The organism is Streptomyces sp. NPDC050528, from assembly GCF_044457795.1.
Lineage (GTDB): Bacteria > Actinomycetota > Actinomycetes > Streptomycetales > Streptomycetaceae > Streptomyces.
Genome location: NZ_JBITHH010000027.1, coordinates 1 through 22,551, shown reverse-complemented (window position 1 = coordinate 22,551; position 22,551 = coordinate 1). Strand labels below are relative to the sequence as shown.

Genomic DNA, 22,551 nt, shown 5'->3' with positions numbered 1-22,551 from the left:
GTCCGAATCTCCGTTGGGCTGTCTGCCCGCGGGGGGGGGGGGGGGGCGCCCCCCCGGGTATCTCTTGTCCCCCCCCCGCGCGGGCCCCCCCCCCCCCGGGGGGGGGGCCCCCCCCCGGCATTGACGGACTTCCCGGGCTGAGATGTGATGGTCCGGCCCGGAGGCACGGACCCGGCAATGCGAGGCTTTGCCCGAGCGGCGACGTCGACATTTGTTTCAAGAGAGGGAAGCAGATGGGGGATGGCAATGAGCCGGTGTTTCTCCGCTCGAATGCGATCATCGAGCCACTCGTTGACCGGTTTTACGCGTGGTTACACCTTGTTGCCCCCGTCCAGGGAGCAATGAACCTGGCAAACGTTCAAGTCCCACTGCTTGAGTCATATCTGCACTCCCCGAAAGTGCATGTTGCGGCCAGCACCAACCCTGAGTTACGGGGCGGATACTTCATCGGTATCGGGGAGGAACGCAGCGCTGAGGTAGCCGCGCTGCTCGACAGCATCAAACGAGACCGGGCGGACATGCTCGATTTCGCCGCCGCCGTCGCCGAAGCCGAAGAACTGCTGCGGCAGAGCGCGACCGGATTCGACCTCACCCCGCTCTACGCGAAACTTCCGCCCGCGCTCAACGGCCTGGTGGAACTGGCTTACGACACCAATAACCAGGCGTCCATGCGCTACAGCGAACCATTGGCGTACCACAGCCCGATCTACGACGTGCGGCGCCAATCGGTGCAACTGTCACTTGACGACGGGGTCGAGCGCCCGTTCATCCTTGCCACGCCCCGGCTGCCGTCCCCGCAAGTCATCGACCTGCCCTACGCGTTCACGCATCCGGGCCTGGACGAGCTTTTCAAGGCCAGGACGCGGGCCACCACGGCGGCTCACCTCCGAGAAGTGCTCGAGTTCGACGACGCCCAGGCGGTACAGCTCGACAGGCTGCTCGCCCCGGAGCCGAGCCTGGCCCCGGACCGGCACATCGAGCGCGGCGGTCGGATCCGCTACTTCGGGCACGCGTGCCTGGTCCTGCAGACACCCGAAGCCGCCATCGTGACCGACCCCTTCATCAGCACCGACAACCGAGCCGGCGACCGGTACACCCTCGACGATCTTCCGGACCACATCGACCTCGCCGTCATTACTCACGGACACCAGGACCACATCGTCCTGGAGACCCTGCTTCAACTCCGTTCGCGGCTCGACGCGGTGGTCGTGCCGCGCTCGTCCCGAGGCAACCTCTGCGACCCTTCTATCGCGCTGTACCTGCGGCACCAGGGTTTCTCGGTGATCGAGGTGGACGACTTCGACGAGGTTCCCCTTCCCGGTGGCGTCAAGTTGGTGGCCACGCCGTTCCTCGGCGAGCACTGCGACCTGGACATCCGTGCCAAGTCGACCTACGTGGTCCAGCTGGCCGGGTCGTCGGTGTTCATCGGAGCGGACTCCTCCGGCATCGACCCCGTGCTCTACCGGTACATCCGCGGCCAGTTCGGCAAGGTCGACATGGCATTCCTCGGAATGGAGTGCGACGGAGCACCGCTGACCTGGCTCTACAAGGGTCTGCTGACGCGACCCGTGACCAAGAAGATGAGCGACTCGCGCAAGCTGTCGGGATCGAACGCACAGCAGGCTGCCGCGATCATGACGGAGCTGGGCGCCGACGAGGCGTACGTCTACGCCATGGGCGAGGAGAGCTGGCAGGGCCACGTCATGGCGACGACGTACAACGAGGACACCTACCAGCTGAAGCAGATCGACGAGTTCCTGGGCTGGTGCTCCGACCACGGCGTCACCGCCGAGCATCTGTTCAACAAGCGAGAGTGGAACTGGTAGGGCACCGACATGGCCTACCTGCACGCCAACGGCATCCGGCTCTCCTACCAGCGCTCGGGCCAGGGCGACAACGTACTGCTGATCATGGGTTCGGGGGCGGCCGGCCATGTCTGGACGCTTCACCAGACGCCGGCGCTGCACCGGGCGGGATATCAGACCGTCGCGTTCAACAACCGGGGTGTTCCGCCCTCGGACGCCCCCGAGGGCATGTATGCGCTCGAAGACCTGGTCGCCGACACCAAGGAACTCATCGAAGCGCTTGACCTGGCACCCTGCCGGATCGTCGGCACCTCCATGGGCGCGATCGTCGCACAGGAACTGGCGATCGGATGGCCGCACCTGGTGCGATGTGCCGTCCTGATGGCCACTCGGGCCAGGCCGGACGCGATCCGGAGGGCGCAAGTGCTGGCACAGCGGGCGCTGTTGGAGAGCGGCGTCCGGATACCTCGAAGCCATGACGCCGTCACCACGGCGCTTCAGATGCTGTCGCCGGCGACATTGAACGACGACGCGGCAGCGTCCTCATGGCTGGAAATCCTGGAGTTGGCCGGCGACACCACCACCGGTCAAGTGTGGATCGACACGTTCACCGACCGGCGCGAGCTGCTTCGCGGCGTCACCGTGCCGTGCCGGGTCATCGCGTTCGCCGACGACCTCATAGCGCCGCCATATCTCTGTGCCGAGGTGGCCGAGGCCATTCCGGACTGCGACTACATGGAAATCCCGGACTCCGGGCACCTCGGATACCTTGAGCGCCCGCACGAAGTGAACACGGCAATCATCGAGTTCCTGGACAAGAACTAGGCGCAGCTCTTCCACGGGCGCCAAGTCAATTAAGTCGCGAGCGAGATCACAACAGCGGGATATTTCCGCACGGGACGAAGGGCCTCGTAGTGTGTCTATGAGAGGCGGCCCAAACGCGAATTCCATGAGGATGCCCTTGGACCTTGACTCGGTCAGGCGTCACAAGATAAGTCCCGGAACCCTGCGACGAGCTGTTCTGTACGCCCGTGGATATCGCGGATCGCTGGTGCTGCTGCTTGTGACGACAGCACTGCACGCGGGCATCGCGGCCATGGGACCGATCATTCTCAAATTCATCATCGACGACGGGCTCACTCCCCGGCGGCCCACGGTCATCACGATGCTGTCGCTGCTCCTCGTCGGACTCGCACTCGTGGACGCCGCGGCGATCTACGGCCAGACCTGGCTGTCGGCCCGTGTGGGCCAGGGAGTGCTCTACGACATGCGTACCGAGGTGTACGTCCATGTACAGCGGCAGCCGCTCGCCTTCTTCACCCGAACCCAGACCGGCGCACTGGTCAGCCGGCTGAACAGCGATGTCATTGGCGCCCAGCAGGCGGTGACGACACTGCTGTCCCAAGCGACGTCCACCATACTGACGCTCATCCTCGTGATCCTCACGATGTTCTATCTGTCGTGGCAGATCGCTCTCATCGTGCTGGCGATGATTCCCCTCTTCCTGCTGCCGACCAAGGCGATCGGGCGGAGGCTGCAGCGACTGACGCGACGCCGCATGGAACTCGATGCGGAGATGGCCTCCCTGATGAACGAGCGGTTCAACGTGTCCGGGGCGATGCTCGCGAAGCTCTACGGAAACCTGGAGCGGGATGCCGACGCGTTCTCCGGCCGGGCGGCCGGCGTGCGCGACATCGCGACCGCCCAGATGGTCTGGGGACAGATGCTCGTCATGGTCTTCACCGTGCTCACAGCGGTGACGTCCGCCATGGTGTACGGACTCGGTGGCAAGCTCGTCGTCGACGGCGAACTCGAGGTGGGCACACTCGTCGCCCTGGCGACCCTGTTGCTGCGGCTGTTCGGTCCGATCAACCAGCTGTCCAGCATGCACGTCCAGGTCCTGGCCGCGCTGGTCAGCTTCGATCGCATCTTCGAGGTGCTCGACCGCCGGCCGCTCATCGAAGAGCGGGCCGGCGCCTGCCCGTTGCGGGTCACCGGAGCCGACGAGGGGAAGGCCCCGGACATCGAGTTCGACCGGGTCTCCTTCCGCTTCCCGAGCGCCGAGGAGGTGTCGCTCGCCTCGCTGGAGTCGATCTCCTTGCCCTCGCTGGAGCGGCCCAACGACGCGCGGATCCTGCGGGACGTGAGCTTTCGGGTACCCGGCGGACAGCTGACCGCGCTGGTCGGCCCGTCCGGCGCGGGGAAGACGACGATCAGTCAGCTGGTGGCCCGTCTCTACGACCCCACGTCGGGGATGGTGCGGATCGGCGGCGAGGACGTCCGCGACGTGACCCTGCGCTCCCTGGGCGACGCCGTCGGAGTCGTCACCCAGGACGCCCACCTGTTCCACGACACGATCCGGGCCAATCTCCTGTACGCGAGTCCGGACGCGACCGAGCGGGAGCTGATCGACGTGTGCGAAGCGGCCCGGGTCTGGGGGGTGATCTCGTCGCTTCCCGACGGCCTCGACACGCTCGTCGGTGAGCGCGGCTACCGGCTGTCCGGCGGGGAGAAGCAGCGGATCGCCCTGGCCCGGCTGCTGCTCAAGTCACCGCCGGTCGTCGTGCTCGACGAGGCCACCGCGCATCTGGACTCGGAGTCCGAGCGAGCGATCCAGCGCGTGCTCGACACGGCACTGGCCGGCCGGACCTCGCTGGTGATCGCACACCGGTTGTCCACGGTTCGGCAGGCGGACCAGATACTGGTCGTCGACGACGGCCAGATCAAGGAACGCGGTACCCACGAGCATCTGCTGGCCGCCGGCGGGTTGTACGCGGACCTGTACAGCATCCAGTTCTTCCACCAGACCGAGGATCCCGTACCCGGCCACTCGGCCACCACGGAGGAGGGCGGCGCGGGCTAGGACCTGTCCGGGGACGCCGGTGGCGGATGCCGCACCGCCTGAGCCGCGGTCCGGAACCCACCACGGCTCACGTGCTTCGACGTGGACTCAGGGCCGGCTCACTAGGCCATCGCGACCAGGACCCGGCGGGTGCCCTCGAACGGACGCCGGCCGTGCGCGGCGAGAACGTTGTCGATCAACAGCACGTCACCGGCCCGCCAGTCCACGTCGACCGCGTTCCGCAGCCCCCGCTGCTGGATCTGCTCGACATAGGAGTCCGGGATCGGGGTGCCGTCGGCGAACGTCACGTACTGCGGGAACTCGTCCGGCTCAAGGATGTCGTACAGGTCGGACGCGGCCTTGTCGCCGAGTCCCGCCGGGTGCCACTGATCCGCCTGGTTGAACCAGACCGAGGCGCCGGTGACCGGGTGTTTCGTGGTCACGGCGCGATGCTGGACGATGCGGATGCCGTCGTGGCTCCACTCCCATTCGGCCTCGGACCGGGCGAGAAACTCTTCGACGGCTTTGCGGTCGTCCGTCTCGAAGGTGTCCTGCCAGCTCTTTCCGAAGCCGAATCCGTCGTGCAGATTCTGTATGTACAGGATGCCGTCGGCGAACGCCTCACGGATCTCGGGGTCGAGCGAGTCGAGCCACAGTTCACCGTCGAGCACGGGAGTCGCGCCTCCGCTCGCCGCGGCCTTCTCGCAGTAGAAGGCGAGCCGTGCCGGCCAGCGGTGGGCGTAACTGAGCTCGTTGTGCATCGAGATGGTGAACTGCGGCGGGTATTCGGTGGACGTGTAGAGGTTGCGGCCCACCCGAGTGCGCGGCGAGTTGCCGTGGACGTAGGGGAGCCGGTCCGGGACCAGCCGATCGAATACCGTGTCGACGGACTCGGGCGTGACGCCGAAGTCCCGGAAGACCAGCGCCTTTTGCGAGACGAGCAGCGAGGTGAGCCGGTCCGGGCCCAGGTCGGCGAGCCAGCCGGCCAGATCCCGCGTACCGGCGGACCCACTGGTGATCTCCTGCGGCCTCCAGGGCCGGCCGACCTCCGCGGTGCTGTCCATCATGTCCTCCCATCCTGGAACGCCCAGGGAGGGGACGGGACGGGCTGCCCGATGGCCGCCGTGATGGAAATACGCAGCCAAAACTGCTCCCCGGGACAAGGCCGTCAACGGTCGTCAGTGTCTCTCATACGTCAGAGCCTGACCAGCGTGAATTCCACTCGTTCAATGTGGTTGTGGTGACTTCCGGAAGGACCGAATAAAGTCGGTGACACGACGAGTTACCTGTCGTCGCCTTGTCCAACTGCGGTCCCGGCGTCGGTTGTACGGCACCGACGGCGCGGTCCGAGAGTCGGGCGCCGTGGATGCGGCGTTCACAGATCAGTGATGAAAGGTGGTGCGGTGGTGAATCCTTTCGAGGATCCCGACGCTATGTACCTGGTCCTGGTAAACGACGAGGGTCAGCACTCACTGTGGCCGAGTTTCATTGATGTACCCGACGGCTGGAATGTGGTTTTCGGTGAAGCCGGCCGCCAGGATTGCCTGGACCACATCGAGAAGTCGTGGACCGATCTGCGGCCCAAGAGTTTGATCGCCGCGATGGAGAAGAACTGACCGACCTCGCGTCGGCGGTCGGCGCCGGTGTCTCGTGATGCTGTCGGTGCGCCTCGTGCGATATCCCGACAGGGCTGCCGACCAGGAGCGTCGCAGGTCACGGGAGTGACACTCAAAGGATCGCGAGGCACTGGGCGTGCCGGGACTTGGGGGGCGTCTGGAATGGGACGAGGAACTATCTACGGCGCGAAAATACAGGCCGATCGCGGGAGTGCCTGATGATCAGATCAGTAGTTGTCGTCGGCGGTGGCACGGCAGGTTGGATGAGCGCCAACTATCTGAAGGCGGCGTTCGGCGACCGACTCCGAGTCACCGTTGTCGAATCCGACCGCATTCCCACCATCGGTGTGGGCGAAGCCACCTTCAGCACAGTTCGCCACTTCTTCGAGTACCTGGGCCTGGACGAGCGGGCCTGGATGCCGGAGTGCGGTGGAAGCTTCAAGCTGGGCATCCGGTTTCAGGACTGGGCCGCGCCCGGACACCACTTCTACCACCCGTTCGAGCGCCTTCGGGTGGTGGACGGGTTCCCCATGGCCGACTGGTGGCTGCACATCGGTGAGCGCGACCAGGGCTTCGACCGCCAGTGCTTCATCACCCCGGCCCTGTGCGAGGCCCGGAGGTCGCCCCGGATGCTGGACGGGCAGCTCTTCGTCGGCGACGTGGACCAGTCACTCGGGCGTTCGACACTGGCCGAGCAGCGGGCGCAGTTCCCCTACGCGTACCACTTCGACGCGGCCAGACTCGCGCTGTTCCTCACCCGGTTCGGTGTCGAGCGCGGCGTCCACCACATCCGTGACGACGTGCTCAAAGTCGGCCAGGACGAACGGGGTTGGATCACCCATGTGACCACCGGGGAGCACGGCGACGTGGCCGGTGACCTCTTCATCGACTGCACCGGCTTCCGGGGCCTGTTGATCAACCAGACGCTGGGGGAGACCTTCCAGTCGTTCCAGGACGTCCTTCCCAACAACCGTGCGGTGGCCCTGCAGGTGCCGCGGGACCAGGAACGGCACGGCATCGACCCCTACACGACCGCGACGGCGATGCCGGCGGGATGGATCTGGACGATCCCGTTGTTCGGCCGGAACGGCACCGGATACGTCTACTCCGACGAGTTCTGCTCGCCGGACGAGGCCGAGGCGGCGCTGCGCGGTTTTGCCGCACCCGGGCGGGAGGACCTCTCCGCCAACCACATCCAGATGCGGATCGGCCGCAACGAGCGCTCCTGGGTGAACAATTGCGTGGCCATCGGCCTGTCCAGCGGGTTCGTGGAGCCGTTGGAGTCGACCGGCATCTTCTTCATCCAGCACGGGATCGAGCAGTTGGTGCGGCACTTCCCCGACCGGCGATGGGACCCGCAGCGGGCGGCGGCGTACAACGAGCGGATCAACCACGCCATCGACGGCGTCAAGGAGTTCCTGGTCCTGCACTACCGCGCCGCGCTGCGCGACGACAGCCAGTACTGGAAGGAGGCGAAGGTGCGGCCGATCCCGGACGGGCTCCGTGAGCGCCTGGCGATGGCCTCCAGCTTCCTGCTGGACGAAGAGACCATCTACCCCCATTACCACGGATTCGAGACGTACTCGTGGAACACGATGCTCCTGGGGCTCGGCCATGAACCGAGCCATCCGCGGCCGGCGCTGGCGCTGATCGACCGGACGCGGGCGGCCGAGGAGCTCGCCCGGATACGGGCCGACGCGGAGAACAGCGTCTCGCGCCTGCCCAGTTGCTACGAGTACCTCGCATCGATCAACTGATTCTCCGGACCACCACCGGGTGACTGCGGGGCCTCCGCTTCAGGAGGCCCCGCTTCCGTCTTCACACAGCTTCGTGAGCGCCGCCCGGTCGACCTTTCCGTTCGTCGTCCGGGGCAGCTCGGCGACCAGTCGCATCGCGTCGATCACCATGTACGTCGGCAGCTCTGCGGCGCAGTGCGCCTTCAGCCCGAGCGTCGTGGGCCGGTGACCGTCCACCGGGACGACGACCGCATGGATTCTCGCGGCCAGCCCCGTGCCGGTGACCACGACGACCGCCGCGTCCACCGCGGGGTGCGCGGCGAGCACGGCCTCGATCTCGCTCGGTTCCACCCGGTGGCCCCGCACCTTGATCATCTGGTCGCGGCGGCCCACGTACTCCAAATTGCCGTCGGCTCCGATCCGGCCGAGATCACCGGTGCGGTACGCCCCGTCCTGGCGGGGACCACCCCAGTAACCCAGCATGACGGTCGGCCCGTCCACCACGATCTCGCCGAGTTCGGCGCCGGGCGGATCCAGCCGCACCTGATCGGAGCTGCATGCCGTGCCGATCGGCAGCGGCCGGGTCCGGGTCAGATCCCGCGCCGTCACCTCGTACGACGTGCAGACATTCGTCTCGGTCGGGCCGTACCAGTTGAACATCCGCACCGCGGGCCAGCCGGCGCGCAGGCGCAGCACATCGGCGATCGGGAAGGCCTCGCCGGCGAAGACACAGACCCGCAGGGACGGCGGCGGCCCCTGGTCGAGCAACCCGCCGTCGTCGGCCATCAGTTGAAGCGCCGACGGCACCGAGTACCACACGGTGATTGCGCGTTCGAACAGAAATTGCGTGAGCGCCTCCGGCGCGTACGCGAGCGCTGCGGGCACCAGGTCGACGCACGCGCCGGCGTGGAACGCGCCGTACAGGTCGAACACCGACAGGTCGAAGTTGAACGGTGCGTGGTTGGCGAGCCGGTCGCCGGCCTCCAGCCCGGTCTCGGCCACGGCCCAGTCCACGAACGCCAACGCGTTGCGGTGGCTGATGCAGACTCCCTTCGGCTCCCCGGTCGAGCCGGAGGTGTAGAGGATGAACGCGCAGTCGTCCGGCGCCGCCTCGACGCCGGGGACGGGAGCGTCCGGCCGGTCCGGCACGGCGCGCAGCCGCGCGAGGGGCGTGAACCGCGGGTCGCCGTCGAGCAGTTCGTCGGTGAGGATGACGCTCGCCGCGCAGCCGTTCGCGATGCGCCGCACCCGCGAGGCCGGGTTCGACGGTGTCACCGGCACGTAGATCGCGCCGAGCCGGAGCGTCGCCTGCATGGCCGCGACCGTGTCGACACTCTTCGAGGTCCACAGCACCACGCGGTCACCCCGGCCGACCCCCGAGGCCGCCAACGCGTGCGCGTACGTGTCGGCGAGACGGTCCAGCTCTCCGTAGGTCGCGGTGGTGTCGCCGTCACGTACGGCGGGGGCGTGCGGAGTCCGCCGCGCCGCGTCGCGGACCAGGGCGGGCAGCAGGACCGCGGCAGGGCGATTGCTCATGTCGTGACTCCGATCGATCGGTGGTTGTCCAAACCGATGGTGCTTGTCCGCGCCCGGGCGGAGTACCTAGTGTTTTCGCATGCGGACGCCGGGACTGTTCATCCACGGCACAGGTGTGTGTCTGGCGGATCGGGTCGCCGTCGCCGACGCCGTGGCCGCCGGTTGGTACGAATCCGACGAGGCCGAGGCGACGGGGTACGTCAGCGTCTCGGTGGCCGGCGACGTACCGGCGCTCGACCTCGCGTGTGCCGCGGCGCGACAGGCGCTCGACCGCGCGGAGGTGCCGGCCCGGTCGCTGAGCCACCTGTTTCACATCGACGTCTACCACTCCGGGCCGGAAGGCTGGTTGCCGTACACGTACCTGCAGCGGCAGTTGGGGGCCGGCGACGCGTTCGGCACCGGTGTCCGGCAGGGGTGCAACGGCATGTTCGGCGCGCTGGTGCTGGCCGACGCCGCCCTGCGCACCGCCCCCGCCGGCAGCGCGGCGCTGCTCGTGTCCGCCGACACCTTCGACTCGCCGTTGCTCGACCGTTGGCGGTGCAACCCCGGCATGGTCATGGCGGACGGTGGCGCGGCGCTGGTGCTCGGCCGGACACCCGGCTTCGCGGAGGTGCTGTCCGTCGCGTCGGTGACACTGACCGAGCTGGAGGCCCTGCACCGGGGCGACACACCCCTTCATCCGGCCGACACGACGCTCGGGCGGCAGCTGGACTTCGGCGCGCGGTTCGCGGAGTTCGCCGGAGCCGGCGGATTCGGCCCGGGCAGCGGGCTGGAGTTCGTCCAGCGCTTCGTCGGGCTCGTCGACCGGTTGCTGCACGAAGCCGGCGTCGAGCTGGATCAGATCACGCGCGTCGCGTTCAACCACGCCGGCCGCGAAGTGGTCGAGGATCGGCTGGGGCCGCTGGGCGTGCCGTTGAAACACACCACATGGGAGTTCGGCAGCACGGTCGGTCATGCCGGCGCCGGCGATCAGGTCATCGCGTTCGACCATCTGATGGAAAGCGGCGAGGTCGGCCCCGGTTCGCATCTGCTCCTGCTCGGCGTCGGCCCCGGTGTCACCATCGTCGGCGCGGTGATTCGCCTGGTCGCCGCGCCGCCCTGGCTGTCGTAACCGGTCGGGCCTTGCCGACCGACAGGACCGATCGTTGGAGGCTCCATGGAGTTCGGCTGGACGCCACAGCAGCGGGCGCGGTACGACGCCGCGCTCGCCACCGCACGTCGGCAGGCGGCGCCGGAGACCGGTACGCCGGGTATCGCGCCCGAGGCCTGGCGGACGCTGGGTGAGCACGGGCTGCTGGGCGCCAGCGTCGATCCGAAGTACCGCGGCGCCGGCCTCGGCGCCCTCGACACCGCCCTGCTGTTCGAGGCGTTCGGCCGCGGCTGCCCGGACACCGGCCTGGTCTTCGCGGCCGCCGCCCACCTGTTCGCCTGTGCCATGCCCATCGCCGGGTTCGGGCCACCGGTACTGCGGGAGCGGCTGCTGCCCGACATGTGCGCAGGCAGGTCCGTCGCGGCGAACGCGATGACCGAGCCGGGTGCCGGCTCCGACGTCTCGACACTGGCCACGACGGCCACACCGGTCGACGGCGGATACCTCCTGAACGGCATCAAGAGCTTCGTCAGCAACGGCCCCGCCGCCGACGTGTTCGTCACCTACGCCACCACCGACCCTGCCGCTGGTCACTTCGCGCTCACCGCCTTCGCCGTGGAGCGCGGCGCCGCGGGGATAAAGGTCGGCGAACCGTTCCGGAAGCTCGGCATGACGTCGTGCCCGGCGAGCGAGGTCGAGTTCGTCGACTGCTTCGTGCCGCACGAGAGCGTTCTCGGTGAACGCGGTCAGGGCTCGGTCGTGTTCCAGGAGTCGATGCTGTGGGAGCGCACCTGCCTCTTCGCCCTGTACGTCGGGCTCCAGGACCGCCTGATCGACCAGGTCGTCGCACACGCGAAGGAACGCAGCCAGTTCGGGCACCCGTTGCGCGAGTTCCAGTCGGTGTCCAACCGGATCGTGGAGATGAAGCTGCGTCTGGAGAGCGGTCGCCTCCTGCTGTACCGCGCCTGCTGGTCGCTCGACAGCGCGGAGCCCGATCCACTGGGCTCCGCGCTGTCCAAGCTGGCCGTGTCGGAGTCCGCGATGGCCAGTGCGATCGACGCGGTCCAGATCCTCGCCGGTCGTGGCTATCTGACCGAGTACGGCGTCGAGGCCGCCGTGCGCGACGCGCTGGGCGGCACCATCTTCTCCGGCACGTCCGACATCCAGCGCCAGATAGTGGCCAGAGAACTGGGACTTTAGGACCGGTCCGGCCGACCGCTTCCCGAGCCGGCCCGACGCTGTGCGCACGGGCTCAGAACAGAGCCGCGGTCGCGGGCGCCTTGAGGTCGCCGAGACGGTTGTGCCACAGGTGGTGGGGGTCCGCCTCGACCGCGGCGACGAATTCCCTCATCGCGCCGAGCGCGGGCGGCTCCTCGCCGTCGTACACATCGCCCTGCAGCATCCGGATGACGTCCTGGCGGTACCGCGGGTCGTCGATGAACGCGGTGAAGAGGATGTTGAGCCGGTAGTAGATCGAGATGAAGTCGTACCAGCTGTTCACTCCGCGGCGGAGCACGTTCACGTAGTTCTCGAACCGCTCTCGGCGGAAGTCGCCGGCTTCGGCGGCGGCGATGATGTCCGCGGCGGCGAACCGCGCACTGTTCATCGCGACGCTCACGCCGCTGGAGAAGATCGGGTCGACGAACCGGGCCGCGTCGCCGATGAGCACCATGCTGTCGTCGGCGATCTGGCGCATGCCGTAGCTGTAGTCGCCCTCCGACTTGAACGGCCGCAGCCGATCGGAAGCGCGCAGCGCGCCGAGCAGGTCCGGGCGGCTTCCGACCGAGTCCCAGAAGAACGTCTCCAGATCGTCCTTGGCGGCCTTGAACCGTGCCTTCTGGGTCACCACGCCGACGGAGGTGATGGTGTCGGTGATCGGGATCTGCCACACCCAGGTCGACTCCAGCGGCAGGAAATGCACATGGATGTAGTCGGCCTGCGCGGGGTCGCGAGCCAGGCTCGCCCGATCCAGCCCCTCGAACCACGAGTGGATGGCGTACTGGTTGAAGACCGGGTCGGGCACCTTCAGCTTGAGCTGGTTGCCGAGTTGGGTCTGCCGGCCGCTGGCGTCGACCACCATCCGCACCGGGACCGGCGTCGTCGTGCGCCCCATGTTCACCTGCAGCACCGGCCGGTCCGGTTCGCTGAAGTCGACGCGGTTCACCCGTACGCCGCTGAAGACCGACGCGCCGAGTTCCTCGGCGTGTTTGAGCAGGATGAGGTCGAACCGCCCCCGGTCGACGTGCCAGGCGTAGACGCGGTCGACACCGGCCTGGTCACGCTCGTGATAGCTGACTTCGGCGACACCCCATCCGTGCGAGCCGGCGTGGAAGTCCAAGGGGCTCGTCGGCCGGTTGTCGGACGAGGTCCACGCCGCGCCGTACTTCCGCGGGAACCCGGCAGCCTCGATCTTCGCGGTCACCCCGATGTCGTGCATGACCGGAATCACCGCCGGGACGAGGGACTCCCCGACGTGCTCCCGCGGGAAGACCGACGACTCGAACACCGCGACGTCGAGACCGGCCCGGGCCAGGTAGGAGGCGATCGTCGAGCCCGCCGGACCGCCCCCGATCACGCCCACGTCGTACCGGACGTCCTCAGGCACCGAGGCCTCCATTCGTGCCGGCCAAAGGCGCTCCCTCGGCGGCCGGGCCGGGCTGGTGACGGACGACGAGTCCGGCGATCGTCGCCAGGTCCCTGAAGTTGCCGGCCGTCATCGAGGTCGGCCCCAGCCGCACTCCGAACGTCTCGCGGATATAGGCGACCAGACGGGACGTCTCCAGCGAGTTGAGCACCCCGAGTTCCAGCAGCGGAGTGCGGTCGGTGAGATCGGATGCGCTGTCTTCGCCGAGCAGCCGCTCGGAAACGTACTTCGTCAGGACTTCCAGCACATGTGTGTAGTGATCCCCAGACATCTGACCTCTTCCCCATCGTGGCCTTCCCGGTAGGCGAGGGTAGAACGTCGCGAATGGTCACGGCACTTGTGCAACTGACGCGCATTGCTCAGTTGGACATCCGACGACACTCGGCGCATCGCGCGACACTGACACCGTTCTCGCAGGAAGGAGGGGACCGTGTCCGTCTCACAGAACGGTGCGCAGCGCGACGTGCTGGAGACAGTGCTGGTGCACTGTTGGGAGTCGGCGTTGCGCCACCAACCCATCGATGTGCACGACAACTTCTTCGCCATGGGCGGCCACTCGCTTGTCGCGATGAGGGTCGCGCATCGGCTACGGCGAACCTTCGGTGTTCCGGTGGACTACGTCATGGTGCTGGAACGCCCAACCGTCGCCGCGTTGGCACAGGGCCTGCGCGATTCCGGCTTCGCCACGCCAGAAGTGGACCGCGCCGGCCGGGAGTATCTGCTCACGCACGGTCTGCCCGTCCCGGATCCGAGGTGACGCGGCGGGGGTGTCGTACCCCCGCGATCAGGACACTGTCCGCCAAGGCAGGCGCTGTTAGTCTGCCTGCGCTCGACCGGCCCGCCGCCGCACACGTGGTGCCCAACGGTGTGTTCGCCGGACGAAGTACCCACACGATCGCGGAGTGCCCGGCGGACGTCCTGTGCCCCGCCGATGACTGCAGGTGGACGACCGACTCGGGGAGCGGTGATGGTTGTGTCCGGGGGCGAGCTGCGGGAGCTGATGGCCGGCCAGTCGGGCGTGTGGAACGCCCAACAGCTGGAGCCGGACAGCGCCATCTTCAACGTCGGCGAGTACGTCGACATCCGTGGCGCCCTGGACGTCGGCACTTTCGCGGAAGCACTGCGGCGCGCGCTGGCCGAGGCCGACGCCTACCGACTGCGCTTCACCGTGGTGGACGGGGTACCGCGGCAGTACGTCGCCCCGCCCTTGGATCCGGCGCTCCAGGTCGTCGACCTCAGTGCCGAACCCGACCCGGAGGCAGCGGCGCAGGACGCGATGCGTTCGAGCATCGGTCGACGGATGGAGCTGACCGACGCCCCGCTCTCCAGCCACACCCTGTTCGTACTCGGGCAGCGGCGCTTCTTCTGGTACCAACAGCTGCACCATCTCGTCGTCGACGCCTACAGCCTTTCGCTGTTCGCCCTCGCGGTGGCCGACAACTACGACGCGCTGTCCGCGGGACGGCGGCCGAACACCGGCGAGCGCGAACCCGTCTCGGTCCTGATCGACGCGGATCGCGACTACCGGGGCTCGGAGCGGCAGCGCCGGGACCGCGCATTCTGGTCGGCCATGCTGTCGGATCTGCCGGACGCCGGCCGGTCGGGACCGCACCCCCAACGGCTGCCGAGCGCGGTGCTACGCCACCTGCGGCCGATCGAGGCCCATGGTGCGGCCTCCCTGCGGGCAGCCGCAGCGGGGTTCGGCACCAGTCTCGGTGGTCTGGCGGTCGCCGCCGGCGGCCTGCATCAGTACCGCATGACCGGAGAGCGGGACCTCGTGCTCGGTGTGTCCGCGCTCGGCCGGGAGAGCGAGAGTGAGCTGGCCGCGACGGGCATGGCGACCAATGTGCTTCCGGTCCGGGTCCGCATCGACCCGCGAGAGTCGCGGGGAGACTACGTGCGGCGGATCGCGCGGACCGTGCACACGGCGGCGCGGCACCAGCGGTACCGGTACGAGGACGTACTCCGGGACCTGAAGGCCGTCGACCGCCCGCAGCTGTTCCAACTGAGCGTCAACGTCATGTCGTTCGAGTACCCGGTCCGCTTCGGAGACTGCTCCGCCGTCGCCCGGATCGTCAGCTCCGGTCCGACCTACGACCAACAGGTCAACCTCTACGACCGGCTCGGCGTCGCCGGGCTCACGGTCGAGACCGAGGTCAACCGGGATCTTCACGACGACTCCACTGCCGAGAACCTGGCACGCCGCTACGTCATGGCGCTGCGGGAATTGACGGACGCGGAGCCGGACGAGCCCGTCGGTCGTGGCAGCCTGCTCGACGACGAAGAACGCCGCCGGATCCTGGTGGACTGGAACGCCACGACCCGACCGACACCGGACCGGTCGGCGACCGCGCACGGGTTGTTCGAGGCTCAGGTCCTACGGACGCCGGATGCCCCGGCGGTGGTGGCCGACGGAGCCGAGCTGACCTACGCGGAGCTGGACGCGCGCGCGAACCGGGTGGCCCAATATCTGCGCGGGATCGGCGTGGGTGCGGAGTCCGTGGTGGCGGTGGTGATGGAGCGTGGTGTGGATGTGGTGGTGGCGTTGTTGGGGGTGCTCAAGGCGGGAGCCGCGTATCTGCCGGTCGATCCGCAGTATCCGGCGGACCGGATCGCGCTGATGCTCGCCGACAGCCGGGCGGCCGTGGTGCTGGGCACGCTGGATGTGCTCGACGACCTGCCGGCCGGGCGGGTGCGGACGGTGGCCGTCGACGACCCGTCCGTCGCCGCGGTGATCGCCGCTTGTCCCGATACCCGGCCGTCGGCGTTCGTGGGTGCGGCGGGGCTGGCGTACGTGATCTATACGTCGGGGTCGACCGGGGTGCCGAAGGGCGTGGGGGTGACGCATGCGGGTGCGGTGAATCTGGCGGTGGCGCAGGCGGAGCAGCTGGGCGCGGGGCCCGGTGCCCGGGTGTTGCAGTTCGCGTCGCTCGGTTTCGATGCCGCGAGCTGGGAATTGCTGATGGCGTTGTGTTGGGGTGCGGTGTTGGTGGTGGCTGGGGCGGGGGAGTTGTTGCCTGGGTCGGGGTTGGCTGAGGTGGTTGGGCGTTTTGGGGTGACGCATGTGACGTTGCCGCCGGCGGTGTTGGGTGTGTTGGGTGTGGGGGATTTGGGTTCGGTGGGGACGTTGGTGTCGGCGGGTGAGGCGTTGGATGCGGGGTTGGTGGATCGGTGGGGGGTGGGGCGTCGGTTGGTGAATGCGTATGGGCCGACGGAGGTGACGGTGTGTGCGTCGATGTCGGTGGCGTTGGGTGTGGGTGATCAGCCGGTGATTGGTGGGCCGATCGCGAATACCCGGCTGTTTGTGCTGGATGAGGGTCTGGGGCCGGTGCCGCCCGGTGCCGTCGGCGAGTTGTACGTGGCGGGTGCTGGGGTGGCGCGGGGTTATGTGGGGCGGGTGGCGCTGACCGCGGAGCGGTTCGTGGCCTGCCCGTTCGGGTCGGGTGAGCGGATGTATCGGACCGGTGACCTGGTCAAGTGGAATCCCGATGGGCAGTTGGTGTTCGTCGGGCGTGTGGATGAGCAGGTGAAGGTCCGTGGGTTCCGGATTGAGCCGGGTGAGGTCGAGGCGGTTCTGCGGGCCCAGCCTGGGGTTGCTCAGGCTGCGGTGATCGTCCGGGAGGACACGCCTGGTGACAAGCGGCTCGTCGCGTATGTGGTGCCGGCTGCGGGTGAGGCCGTTGTGGGTGATCTGCCTGCTCTGGTGCGGGAGTTGGCGGGGTTGCGGTTGCCGGAGTACATGGTGCCCTCTGCTGTGGTGGTGCTTGATGGGCTGCCGTTGACGGTGAACGGGAAGCTGGATCGGCGGGCGTTGCCGGCACCGGATTACACGGTCGGTACCGGTGGTGGTCGGGGTCCGGTCACGGTGCAGGAGGAGATCCTGTGCGAGCTGTTCGCCGAGGTCTTGGGACTCGACCAGGTCGGGGTGGACGACGACTTCTTCCGGCTGGGCGGGCACTCACTGCTGGCGGTCGATCTGCTCTCCCGGGTGCGGGCCAGACTCGGTGTGGAACTCAGGGTTCTGACGTTGTTCGAGGCGCCGACGCCGGCGGGGTTGGCCGAGGCGGCGGCAGCCGAGCCCGTAATGGTGCCGGAGAACCTGATCCCGGCGGGGGCGGAGCGGATCACGGCCGACATGCTGCCGTTGGTGGAGTTGTCCGACGCTGATGTGGAGCGGATCGTTGCCGGGGTCGAGGGTGGCGCGGCGAACATCGCGGACGTGTACCCGCTGGCCCCGCTACAGGAAGGCCTGCTCTTCCACCACCTCATAGCCGACGGGGGCAAAGACCCGTACGTGACCGTGTGGGCATTCGAGTTCGATGCGCGGGCGCGGCTTGACGGGTTTGCTGAGGCGTTGCAGCGGGTGGTGGATCGGCATGACATCTATCGCACGGCGGTGGTGTGGGAAGGGCTGAGCGAGCCGGTACAGGTGGTGTTGCGGGACGTGGAACTGCCGGTGGTGACCCATGTCCTCGACGGTGCCGAGGCTGATCCGGCCGCGGCATTGGTCGAGTTGGTCGGCTCTGGGATGGATCTGGGGCGGCCGCCGCTGATGGATCTGCACATCGCCCAGGTCGAAGACGGGCGATGGCTCGGGTTGCTGCGCACGCATCACATGGTGCAGGACCACGAGGGCACGGACATGCTTGTGCAGGAGCTGCGGGCGATCCTGACCGGGCGGGACGACGAGCTGGCGCCGGCGCTGCCGCTGCGCAACTTCGTCGCTCAGGCTCGGAGCGTTCCGCGTGAGGAGCATGAGCGGTTCTTCGCCGAGCTGCTGGGGGATGTGACCGAGCCGACCGCACCGTACGGACTGCTGGACGTCCGCGGCGACGGCACGGAGACGGTGACCGCCGAGTTGCCGGTGCCGCAAGAGGTCGTAGACCAACTGCGGGATGTGGCACGGCAGTTGGGCGTGAGCGTGGCCACGGTGTTGCACGTCGCGTGGGCGCGGGTACTGGCAGCGGTCTCGGGCCGTGACGACGTGGTGTTCGGCACGGTGTTGTTCGGGCGGATGCATACCGGTGCCGACCGGGTGGTGGGTCCGTTCATCAACACGCTGCCGGTGCGGATGCGGACCAACCGCGTCGGCGTCCGCGCCGCGGTGGAGCAGATGCGGTCCCAGCTCGCGGCGCTGCTGGAACACGAGCACGCGCCGCTGGCGGTGGCACAGCAGGTCAGCGGCATCGCGGAGAACACACCCCTGTTCACCTCGCTGTTCAACTACCGCCACGGCATCGGTGCGGACGCCGATCGGCCAGGGGGTGTGTGGGAAGAAGCGGTAGTCGGCCTCCGGACGCTCCACGTCCAGGACCGGACCAACTATCCGCTGGCCGTGGAGGCCAACGATCTCGGTGCCGACGGGCTGAACCTGCGCGTGCAGGCGGCCGACCCGGTGGACCCGCGCGCGGTGGCGCGGCTCTTGCGCACCGCGGTGGAGAGCCTCGTCACCGCGCTGGGCGACACACTGCGGGACGGCCCCGACACTTCGGTGCACGCGGTCGATGTGCTTGGCGCCGAACAGCTCGATCAGGTCTTGGTCGAGTGGAACGACACCGCGTTGGAGGGCATCGGTACGACGGCGCATGCGCTGTTCGAGGCGCAGGTCGCAGCGGCGCCGGACGCCACCGCGGTGGTGGGCGACGGCGTCGAGCTGACGTATGCCGAACTGGACGCGCGGGCGAACAGACTGGCTCGGTACCTGCGTGCGGCCGGTGTGGGTGCGGAGTCGGTGGTGGCGCTGTTGGTGGACCGCGGCGTCGATTTCGTGGTGTCCGTGCTCGGCGTCTGGAAGGCGGGTGCGGCCTACCTTCCGGTGGATCCGCGTCATCCGGCGGATCGCGTGGCATTCATGCTTGAGGACAGCGCCGCGACCGTCCTGGTGACCTCGTCCGAGCCCCTCGACATGTACCGGGCGTCCGGTGTGCCGTTGCTGGTGCTGGACGATCCCGACGTACGTGTCCGGCTCGCCGAGTACGCCCCGACGGCACCGCCGGTGAGTGTGGCGCCGTACGGGCTGGCGTACGTCATCTACACCTCGGGCTCGACCGGCACTCCGAAGGGTGTGGCAGTCACTCACTCGGGCGTGGTCAATCTCGCGGCGACCTTCCGTCATCGGTTGAGCGTGGGTGCCGGAGAACGCGTGCTGCAGTTCGCCTCGATCGGGTTCGACGCGGCCACGTGGGAAGTGGTCTCCGCACTGTGTTCGGGTGCCACCCTCGTGGTGGCGGCAGCCGACGAGCTCCTGCCGGGTGCGGGGCTGGCCGAGGTGGTCGCCCGCCACGGGGTGACGTATGCGGGGTTGCCGCCGGCGGTGCTGGCCACGCTGCGGCCCGAAGACATGCGTTCGGTGACCACGCTCGTCTCCGCCGGTGAAGCCCTGGACGGGGAACTCGTCCGTCGATGGGCGCCCGGCCGGCGTTTCCACAACGGGTACGGACCGACCGAGACAACCGTCGGCTCGGCCATTTCGTCACCGCTGGGAGCGGACGAGGCCCCGGTGATCGGTGTGCCGCTCTGCAACACCCGGGTGTTCGTGCTGGACAGCGCGTTGAGGCCGGTACCGCCCGGTGTGGTCGGCGAAGCGTACGTCGCCGGCGCCCAGCTGACCCGTGGGTACATGGGTCGGGCCGGGCTGACCGCGGAGCGGTTCGTGGCCTGCCCGTTCGGGGCGAGGGAGCGGATGTACCGGACCGGGGACCTGGTCAAGTGGACGCCCGACGGACAGCTGGTGTTCGTCGGCCGGGCCGATGAGCAGGTACAGATCCGCGGCTTCCGGATCGAACCCGGCGAGGTCGAAGCGGTCCTGCGGACCCACCCGCGGGTCGCCCGGGCCGCGGTGCTGGTGCGGGAGGACCTGCCCGGCGACAAGCGGCTGGTGGCCTACGTGGTGCCGGCCGATACCGACGTCGCCGAGGACGGGTTGGCGGACGAACTGCGCGAGTACGCCGGGCAATTGATACCCGACTACATGGTCCCGGCGGCCGTGGTGACGCTGGCGCAGTTGCCGCTGACCACCAGCGGAAAGCTGGATCGCAGGGCGCTGCCCGCCCCGCACTTCGGCGCCGGCGTGCACGAGAGCCGGGCGGCGGCCACGGCGCACGAGGAGATCCTGCTCGGGGCGTTCGCCCAGGTGCTGGGCCTGGAGCAGGTCGGGGTGGACGACGACTTCTTCCGGCTGGGCGGGCACTCTCTGCTCGCGGTGCGGCTGGTTTCCCGGGTACGGGCGTTGTTGGGTGTGGAGTTGCCCCTGTCGCTGCTGTTCGATGTGCCGACGGTGGCGGGGCTGGCCGTGTGGCTGGCCCAGCAGGACGAGGGCGGGGCGCGGCCGGCGCTGCGGGCGGGGGCGCGTCCACAACGGCCGGAGCTGTCGTTCGCTCAGCAACGGCTGTGGTTCCTGGGGGAGTTGGAGGGGCCGAGCCCGCTCTACAGCATTCCCTGGGTCGTGCGGTTCAACGGCGACTTGGATGTCGGGGCACTGGATGCGGCGTTGCGGGATGTGATCGGGCGGCACGAGTCACTGCGGACCGTGTTCCCCGCCGCGGACGGCACGCCGTACCAGCGGATCCTGGACGTCCAAGACCTGGACTGGCAGCTGCGGGTGCGCCGGGTGAGCCCGGATCAGCTGTCCGAAGAGGTGGCCGATGCGGCCCGGTACACATTCGACCTGGCGACGGAAGTGCCCATCCGGGCAAGCCTGTTCCAGACCGGCGCGGACGAGTACGTGCTGGTGCTCGTGATGCACCACATCGCCAGTGACGCTTGGTCGATGACCCCGTTGGGGCGGGATTTGTCCGAGGCGTATGGGGCGCGGGTGGGTGGTGGGGCGCCGGGGTGGGGTGTGTTGGGGGTGCAGTATGCCGATTATGCGTTGTGGCAGCGGGAGTTGTTGGGGGAGGGGTGTGATCCGGGGAGTTTGTTGTCGGTGCAGGTGGGTTATTGGCGGGGGGTGTTGGAGGGGGTGCCGGAGGAGTTGGCGTTGCCGTATGACCGGTTGCGTCCGGTGGTGGCGAGTCATCGTGGGCATGCGGTGTCGTTGCGGGTGTCGGCTGGGGTGCATGAGCGGTTGGTGGGGGTGGCTCGTGCTGAGGGTGTGACGGTGTTCATGGTGTTGCAGGCGGCGTTGGCGGTCACGTTGTCGCGGCTGGGCGCTGGCATGGACATCCCGATCGGGTTCCCGGTGGCGGGGCGTAATGACGAGGCGTTGGATGATCTGGTCGGGTTCTTCGTCAATACGTTGGTGGTTCGTACCGACTTGTCGGGGGATCCGACGTTTGCTGAGGTGTTGGGTCGGGTGCGGGGGGCGAGTTTGGGTGCGTTGGAGCATCAGGAGGTGCCGTTCGAGCGGTTGGTGGAGGAGTTGGCTCCGGCGCGGTCGTTGGGGCGGCATCCGCTCTTCCAGGTGCGGTTGACCGTGCAGAACACGGAAAACACCACATTGGAACTGGCCGGGGTGCGCACCACGAGCGGAGACCCGCTGGTGGACAGCCCGGCGGCGCCGCAGGCGACGATAGACCTGGATGTGATGGTCGAGGAGGAGTTCGACGACCAGGGTCGCCCGGCGGGCCTGCGGGGCTTGGTCGTCGCGGCGGCGGACCTGTTCGACGAGTCGACCACGTTGCGGATGGCGGATTGGTTCGTGCGGGTGTTGGAGACGGTGACCGCGGCCGTCGGCGTGCGGTTGCACGAGGTCGACCTGCTGGATGACCGGCAGCGGGATCAGCTGCTGGTGGAGTGGAACGACACGGCGGTGGAAGGTGTCGACGGCACGGTGGCCGAGCTGTTCGAGCGGCAGGTGGAGCGGACTCCGGACGCTACGGCGGTGGTGGCCGACGGGGTGGAGGTGTCGTACCGGGAGTTGGATGCGGCGGCGAACCGGCTGGCGCATTATCTGGTGGATCAGGGTGTTGGCGCGGAGTCGGTGGTGGGGTTGTGTCTGCCGCGTGGGGTGGACGTGATCACCGCGATTTTCGCGGTGTGGAAGGCGGGAGCGGCGTATCTGCCGATCGACCCTCAGCACCCGACGGAGCGCATCGCGTTCGCGTTGGCCGACAGTGAAGCGGTGTTGTTGCTGACCACCGAGGAGACGCTGGACGATCTCCCGGAGGTGCGGATTCGTGCGGTGGCTATGGACGAGCGGGTGACCGCCGCGCAGGTGGCTGCTTGTCCGGATGGTCGGCCGTCGGTTGTGGTGGATCAGGGTGGGTTGGCGTATGTGATGTATACGTCGGGGTCGAGTGGGGTGGCGAAGGGTGTGGGGGTGACGCAGGGTGGGTTGGTGAA

Annotated in this window: 13 protein-coding genes; 9 read left to right on the top strand and 4 right to left on the bottom strand. The window is 68.3% G+C overall.

Annotation, left to right across the window (positions count from 1 at the left end; translation table 11 throughout):
- Positions 1-233: 233 nt before the first annotated feature.
- The 3 genes from ACIBK4_RS50130 (at position 234) to ACIBK4_RS50120 (ending at position 4,668) form a co-directional block, all read left to right on the top strand.
- Positions 234-1,826: an MBL fold metallo-hydrolase gene (locus tag ACIBK4_RS50130; protein ID WP_399006844.1), complete on the top strand. Its 1,593-nt coding sequence runs from the start codon at positions 234-236 to the stop codon at positions 1,824-1,826.
- Between the two features lie 9 nt (positions 1,827-1,835).
- On the top strand, positions 1,836-2,630 hold the full coding sequence (locus ACIBK4_RS50125; RefSeq protein ID WP_399006842.1) for an alpha/beta fold hydrolase: 795 nt from the start codon (positions 1,836-1,838) through the stop codon (positions 2,628-2,630).
- A 226-nt stretch (positions 2,631-2,856) separates the two neighbouring features.
- Positions 2,857-4,668, top strand: a complete 1,812-nt coding sequence (locus tag ACIBK4_RS50120; protein WP_399006840.1) for an ABC transporter ATP-binding protein — start codon at positions 2,857-2,859, stop codon at positions 4,666-4,668.
- Between the two features lie 101 nt (positions 4,669-4,769).
- On the opposite strand, the gene ACIBK4_RS50115 is transcribed toward ACIBK4_RS50120, so the two are convergent.
- Positions 4,770-5,714: a TauD/TfdA family dioxygenase gene (locus tag ACIBK4_RS50115; protein ID WP_399006838.1), complete on the bottom strand. Its 945-nt coding sequence runs from the start codon at positions 5,712-5,714 to the stop codon at positions 4,770-4,772.
- A gap of 336 nt (positions 5,715-6,050) precedes the next feature.
- On the opposite strand from ACIBK4_RS50115, the gene ACIBK4_RS50110 reads away from it, so the two are divergent.
- Positions 6,051-6,263 carry an MbtH family protein gene (locus ACIBK4_RS50110; protein WP_399006836.1) on the top strand — a complete coding sequence of 71 codons (213 nt, stop codon included), beginning with the start codon at positions 6,051-6,053 and terminating at the stop codon, positions 6,261-6,263.
- Positions 6,264-6,481: 218 nt separating this feature from the next.
- Positions 6,482-8,020, top strand: a complete 1,539-nt coding sequence (locus ACIBK4_RS50105; RefSeq protein ID WP_399006834.1) for a tryptophan halogenase family protein — start codon at positions 6,482-6,484, stop codon at positions 8,018-8,020.
- A 39-nt stretch (positions 8,021-8,059) separates the two neighbouring features.
- Here the strand turns inward: ACIBK4_RS50105 and ACIBK4_RS50100 are convergent, their stop codons facing one another.
- Complete coding sequence (locus ACIBK4_RS50100; RefSeq protein ID WP_399006832.1) at positions 8,060-9,535, bottom strand: amino acid adenylation domain-containing protein; 1,476 nt, start codon at positions 9,533-9,535, stop codon at positions 8,060-8,062.
- A 79-nt stretch (positions 9,536-9,614) separates the two neighbouring features.
- On the opposite strand from ACIBK4_RS50100, the gene ACIBK4_RS50095 reads away from it, so the two are divergent.
- Complete coding sequence (locus ACIBK4_RS50095; protein WP_399006830.1) at positions 9,615-10,646, top strand: ketoacyl-ACP synthase III family protein; 1,032 nt, start codon at positions 9,615-9,617, stop codon at positions 10,644-10,646.
- Between the two features lie 45 nt (positions 10,647-10,691).
- Complete coding sequence (locus tag ACIBK4_RS50090; protein ID WP_399006828.1) at positions 10,692-11,825, top strand: acyl-CoA dehydrogenase family protein; 1,134 nt, start codon at positions 10,692-10,694, stop codon at positions 11,823-11,825.
- A 52-nt stretch (positions 11,826-11,877) separates the two neighbouring features.
- Here ACIBK4_RS50090 and ACIBK4_RS50085 read toward each other — a convergent pair whose 3' ends face one another.
- Positions 11,878-13,230, bottom strand: coding sequence for an NAD(P)/FAD-dependent oxidoreductase (locus ACIBK4_RS50085; RefSeq protein WP_399006826.1), 1,353 nt, complete (start codon positions 13,228-13,230; stop codon positions 11,878-11,880).
- Positions 13,223-13,540 carry an acyl carrier protein gene (locus ACIBK4_RS50080; protein ID WP_399006823.1) on the bottom strand — a complete coding sequence of 106 codons (318 nt, stop codon included), beginning with the start codon at positions 13,538-13,540 and terminating at the stop codon, positions 13,223-13,225. The genes ACIBK4_RS50085 and ACIBK4_RS50080 overlap by 8 nt, the downstream gene beginning before the upstream one ends.
- 159 nt (positions 13,541-13,699) lie before the next feature.
- Between ACIBK4_RS50080 and ACIBK4_RS50075 the strand changes: the two genes are divergently transcribed.
- Both ACIBK4_RS50075 and ACIBK4_RS50070 read left to right on the top strand, forming a co-directional pair.
- Positions 13,700-14,026, top strand: coding sequence for an acyl carrier protein (locus ACIBK4_RS50075; RefSeq protein WP_399006821.1), 327 nt, complete (start codon positions 13,700-13,702; stop codon positions 14,024-14,026).
- A 210-nt stretch (positions 14,027-14,236) separates the two neighbouring features.
- Positions 14,237-22,551: amino acid adenylation domain-containing protein (locus ACIBK4_RS50070; RefSeq protein WP_399006819.1), on the top strand; the 8,315-nt coding region annotated here is incomplete at its 3' end.

Excerpts from the sequence above, each read along its gene's own strand:
- ACIBK4_RS50130 (WP_399006844.1), top strand. The coding sequence starts at position 234 with ATGGGGGATGGCAATGAGCCGGTGTTTCTCCGCTCGAATGCGATCATC.
- ACIBK4_RS50125 (WP_399006842.1), top strand. The coding sequence starts at position 1,836 with ATGGCCTACCTGCACGCCAACGGCATCCGGCTCTCCTACCAGCGCTCG.
- ACIBK4_RS50115 (WP_399006838.1), bottom strand. The coding sequence starts at position 5,714 with ATGATGGACAGCACCGCGGAGGTCGGCCGGCCCTGGAGGCCGCAGGAG.
- ACIBK4_RS50105 (WP_399006834.1), top strand. The coding sequence starts at position 6,482 with ATGATCAGATCAGTAGTTGTCGTCGGCGGTGGCACGGCAGGTTGGATG.
- ACIBK4_RS50100 (WP_399006832.1), bottom strand. The coding sequence starts at position 9,535 with ATGAGCAATCGCCCTGCCGCGGTCCTGCTGCCCGCCCTGGTCCGCGAC.
- ACIBK4_RS50095 (WP_399006830.1), top strand. The coding sequence starts at position 9,615 with ATGCGGACGCCGGGACTGTTCATCCACGGCACAGGTGTGTGTCTGGCG.
- ACIBK4_RS50090 (WP_399006828.1), top strand. The coding sequence starts at position 10,692 with ATGGAGTTCGGCTGGACGCCACAGCAGCGGGCGCGGTACGACGCCGCG.
- ACIBK4_RS50080 (WP_399006823.1), bottom strand. The coding sequence starts at position 13,540 with ATGTCTGGGGATCACTACACACATGTGCTGGAAGTCCTGACGAAGTAC.